The organism is Mesorhizobium sp. M2A.F.Ca.ET.067.02.1.1, from assembly GCF_004023285.1.
Taxonomy (GTDB): domain Bacteria; phylum Pseudomonadota; class Alphaproteobacteria; order Rhizobiales; family Rhizobiaceae; genus Mesorhizobium.
Map to the genome: position 1 here is coordinate 1 of NZ_RZSB01000586.1, position 3,842 is coordinate 3,842.

The window sequence follows — 3,842 nt, forward strand, 5'->3', positions numbered from 1 at the left end:
GTTATAGAGGATGACGGTCCGGGCATTCCCGAAGACAGCGCGCGAGAGGTGTTGAAACGTGGCAAGAGACTGGACGAGACGAAGCCGGGAACGGGGCTTGGCCTTGCCATTGTCGCCGACCTCGTCAACGAGTATGGAGGCTCGCTGGCGCTGGAACGGTCGGGCATGGGCGGCTTGAGGGCGGTAGTGAGATTGCGGAGCCTTCAATGATGTTTTTTATCGATTTGCGAGCAGGGGCCTGACGGCCAAATTTCCGACAAATATCAACACTATGGCCAGAATGCTTCCCTGATGGCGCGGTCGCCTAACCATCTCTCTCAAGAAGTCCATTTCGCTCAAGAAGCTCATCCCGCTCAAGAGAACCGGTTGTTGGCATGAAGATCCGCGTCGCGCTCGTTTCCGCCCTGCTCGCCGTTTCCGGCTGCACGACACTCGGCAGGGGCGGTCCAACCTCCCCGGTCACGCCTGTTTCGACGCCGCCCGCCGGCGGCAAGGTGTCGACCAGCATCGTCTCGGCGATGAATGGCGGGCTTATCGGCGGGTCGATCGGCTCGGGCCTGAGCGACGCCGAAAAGCGCAAGGGGCTGGAGGCGGAGTACAAGGCGCTGGAATACAACACCAGCGGCCAGAAGGTGACATGGAAGGGCGACAACGCCTCCCATTATGGCGAGGTGGTCGCGGCCCAGCCTTATCGGGTCGGCTCCCAGGATTGCCGCCAGTACACCCACACCGTCTTCAACGGCGGCGCGGGCGTCACCGCGCGCGGCACCGCCTGCCGCAACGCCGACGGCAGTTGGACGCCGCTGACCTGATAAATCGGCCCATTTGATATACATCAAGGCCGGACAGAGCATCCGCCGTCAAAGCGTCGCAGTATGCTTGTGTTGGCAGGGCAGGGCTCTGCCTTTATTGGAAGAGCCATGCTGTTCTGGGTCGTAGCCGCAATCCTCACGCTGGGCGCCAGCCTGGCGGTGCTATTGCCGCTCACCGGCGGCATGAAGGGTGCATCGGCGCCTGGCGACCACGACCTCGAAGTCTATCGCGACCAGCTTTCCGAATTGGATCGCGACGTGGCGCGCGGCCTGATCCAGCCGGGCGAGGCCGAGGAGGCGCGCGCCGAGATCGGCCGCCGCATCCTGCGTCTCGGCGCGGCCGAGCGGCCGGCCTCCGCCAGCGCCTCCTCCTCCCGCGGCATCAGGTTGGTCGCCAGCCTGGCCGTGCTTGCCGTTCCGCTACTGAGCTGGGGGCTGTACGGCGTGCTCGGCTCGCCCGATCTGCCTTCGCAGCCTCTGGCCGAACGTCTCGCCAAGAATCCCGCCGATTCCTCGGTCGACGAGCTGGTCGCACGCGCCGAAGCGCATCTCGCCGCCAATCCGTCGGACGGCAAGGGCTGGGACGTGCTGGCGCCGATCTATCTTCGCCTGCAGCGCTTTCCCGACGCGATAACCGCCTACCGCAACGCCATTCGCCTCGACGGCGACAGCGCGGTGCGCCAGGCTGGTCTCGGCGAGGCGATCGCGAGTGCTGCCGGCGGCATCGTTTCGGCCGATGCGCAAAACGCCTTTGAGGCGGCTCTCAAGCTCGATCCGGCCAATGCCAAGGCGAATTTCTACCTGGGCGTCGGCCTTGCCCAGGAAGGCAGGAAGGACGAGGCTGTCGCCGCCTGGCAAAAGATGCTCGGCCAGCTTCCGCCGGATTCGCCTTGGCGCAGCGCCGTCCAGCAGGCGCTTGCCGAGGCTGGCCAGCCGGCGGTCGCGGCGGGCGCGCCGGCGAGCGGGCCGGATGCCCAGCAGATGGAAGCCGCGCAGCAGATGTCGCCGCAGGACCGGCAGGCGATGATCGAAACGATGGTCGCGGGCCTCGACGACAAATTGAAGCGGAATCCCCGCGACGAGGAAGGATGGATGCGCCTCATTCGTTCCTATGCCGTGCTCGGCAAGCCCGATCAGGCGCGCGAGGCGCTCGGCCGCGCTGTCGCCGCCTTTGGGGCCGACAGCGAGCAAGCCAAGAAGTTCACCGCCTTCGCCGCCTCCCTCGGCGTGACGGCGACGGAGTAAGAGATGACGCGCAAGCAGAAGCGATTGTCGGTGATCGTGGCGGGGCTGGCCTTCCTCGCCGCGGCCGCCGGACTCACCTTCTACGCGCTCGGCCAGAAGGCCTCCTATTTCTACATGCCGGCAGAACTGGCGACGGCAAGCGTCCCGCCCGGACAGCGCATCCGCCTTGGCGGCCTCGTCGAAAACGGCACCGTCGTGCGCGGCAGCGGCGCAACTGTCGCCTTCTCGGTCACCGACACGCAGAAATCGGTGAAGGTGACCTATACCGGCATCCTGCCCGATCTCTTCCGCGAGGGGCAGGGCGTCATAACCGAAGGCGCTTTCGGTCCGGACGGGGTTTTCGTCGCCGACAGCGTCTTGGCCAAGCATGACGAGCGCTATATGCCGAAGGAAGTCGCCGACGGCCTGAAGGCCAAGGGCGTCTGGGTGGAAAGCAAGAGCCAATAATGGTTGAGACCGGACATTTCGCGCTTGTGCTCGCCTTCGCGCTGTCGCTGGTGCAGATGCTGGTACCGCTGGTCGGCGCCCGCACCGGCAATCAGCGGCTGATGGCGGTCGGCGGCCCGGTGACCGTCACCGGGTTCGCGCTTACGGCGCTGTCCTTCACGGCCCTTGCAAGCGCCTATGCCGGCTCGGACTTCTCGGTGGCCAACGTCTGGGAAAATTCCCATTCGCTGCAGCCGATGATCTACAAGATCACCGGCACCTGGGGAAACCACGAAGGCTCGATGCTTCTGTGGGTGCTGATCCTGACCTTCTTCGGCGCGCTCGTCGCCGTCTTCGGCAACAATCGGCCGGCGACGCTCAAGGCCAATGTGCTTGCCGTGCAAGGCATGATCGGCGCGGCCTTCTTCCTGTTCATCCTGACGACCTCCAACCCGTTCATCCGCCTCAATCCGGCGCCGGTCGAGGGGCGCGACCTCAATCCGGTCCTGCAGGACCTCGGCCTCGCCATCCACCCGCCGCTGCTCTATCTCGGCTATGTCGGCTTCTCGGTCTGCTTTTCCTTCTCGGTCGCGGCGCTGATCGAGGGCCGCATCGACGCCTCCTGGGCGCGCTGGGTGCGGCCATGGACGCTGGTCGCCTGGATGTTCCTCACCGGCGGCATCGCCATGGGTTCCTACTGGGCCTATTACGAGCTCGGCTGGGGCGGTTTCTGGTTCTGGGATCCGGTCGAGAACGCCTCCTTCATGCCCTGGCTCGCCGGCACGGCGCTGCTCCATTCGGCCATCGTCATGGAGAAGCGCTCGGCGCTGAAGATCTGGACGCTGCTGCTTGCCATCCTCACCTTCTCGCTGTCGCTGCTCGGTACTTTCCTGGTGCGTTCGGGCGTGCTGACCTCCGTGCACGCCTTCGCCACCGACCCGGCGCGCGGCGTCTTCATCCTGTGCATCCTGACTTTGTTCATCGGTGGCTCGTTGGCGCTGTTTGCGTTGCGCGCCTCCAGCCTGACGGCCGGCGGCTTGTTCCACCCGATCTCGCGCGAGGGCGCGCTGGTCCTCAACAACCTCTTTCTCACCACCGCCACCGCGACGGTGCTGGTCGGCACGCTCTACCCGCTGGCGCTCGAAGCGCTCACCGGCGGCAAGATCTCGGTCGGCGCGCCCTTCTTCGATCTGACTTTCGGCCCGCTGATGCTGCCGCTGCTGGCGATCGTGCCGTTCGGCCCGCTGCTCGCCTGGAAGCGCGGTGATGTGATTGCCGCCTCGCAGCGGCTGATGGCGGCCTTTGCGCTCGCGATTGCCGCGATGCTGGTCACCGGCCTGTTCATCGACGGCGCCTCGG

5 protein-coding genes are annotated in these 3,842 nt (G+C 65.8%); all 5 read left to right on the plus strand.

Annotated features, from left to right (window positions below; all coding sequences use genetic code 11):
- Positions 1 to 210: ATP-binding protein (locus EOA28_RS28030; protein ID WP_245501609.1), on the plus strand; the 210-nt coding region annotated here is incomplete at its 5' end.
- 164 nt (positions 211 to 374) lie between these two features.
- Entirely contained in the window at positions 375 to 812 is a 438-nt protein-coding gene (locus tag EOA28_RS28035; protein WP_127250899.1) for a hypothetical protein, read from the plus strand.
- Between the two features lie 108 nt (positions 813 to 920).
- Positions 921 to 2,057 carry a c-type cytochrome biogenesis protein CcmI gene (gene ccmI, locus EOA28_RS28040; RefSeq protein ID WP_127250898.1) on the plus strand — a complete coding sequence of 379 codons (1,137 nt, stop codon included), beginning with the start codon at positions 921 to 923 and terminating at the stop codon, positions 2,055 to 2,057.
- Between the two features lie 3 nt (positions 2,058 to 2,060).
- On the plus strand, positions 2,061 to 2,504 hold the full coding sequence (ccmE, locus tag EOA28_RS28045; protein ID WP_042642035.1) for a cytochrome c maturation protein CcmE: 444 nt from the start codon (positions 2,061 to 2,063) through the stop codon (positions 2,502 to 2,504).
- The coding region (locus tag EOA28_RS28050) for a heme lyase CcmF/NrfE family subunit (RefSeq protein ID WP_148670893.1) at positions 2,504 to 3,842 on the plus strand (1,339 nt) is incomplete at its 3' end. The genes ccmE and EOA28_RS28050, both read left to right, overlap by 1 nt.

Coding starts and splice junctions, on each gene's coding strand:
- EOA28_RS28035 (WP_127250899.1), top strand. CDS start 375: ATGAAGATCCGCGTCGCGCTCGTTTCCGCCCTGCTCGCCGTTTCCGGC.
- ccmI (WP_127250898.1), top strand. CDS start 921: ATGCTGTTCTGGGTCGTAGCCGCAATCCTCACGCTGGGCGCCAGCCTG.
- ccmE (WP_042642035.1), top strand. CDS start 2,061: ATGACGCGCAAGCAGAAGCGATTGTCGGTGATCGTGGCGGGGCTGGCC.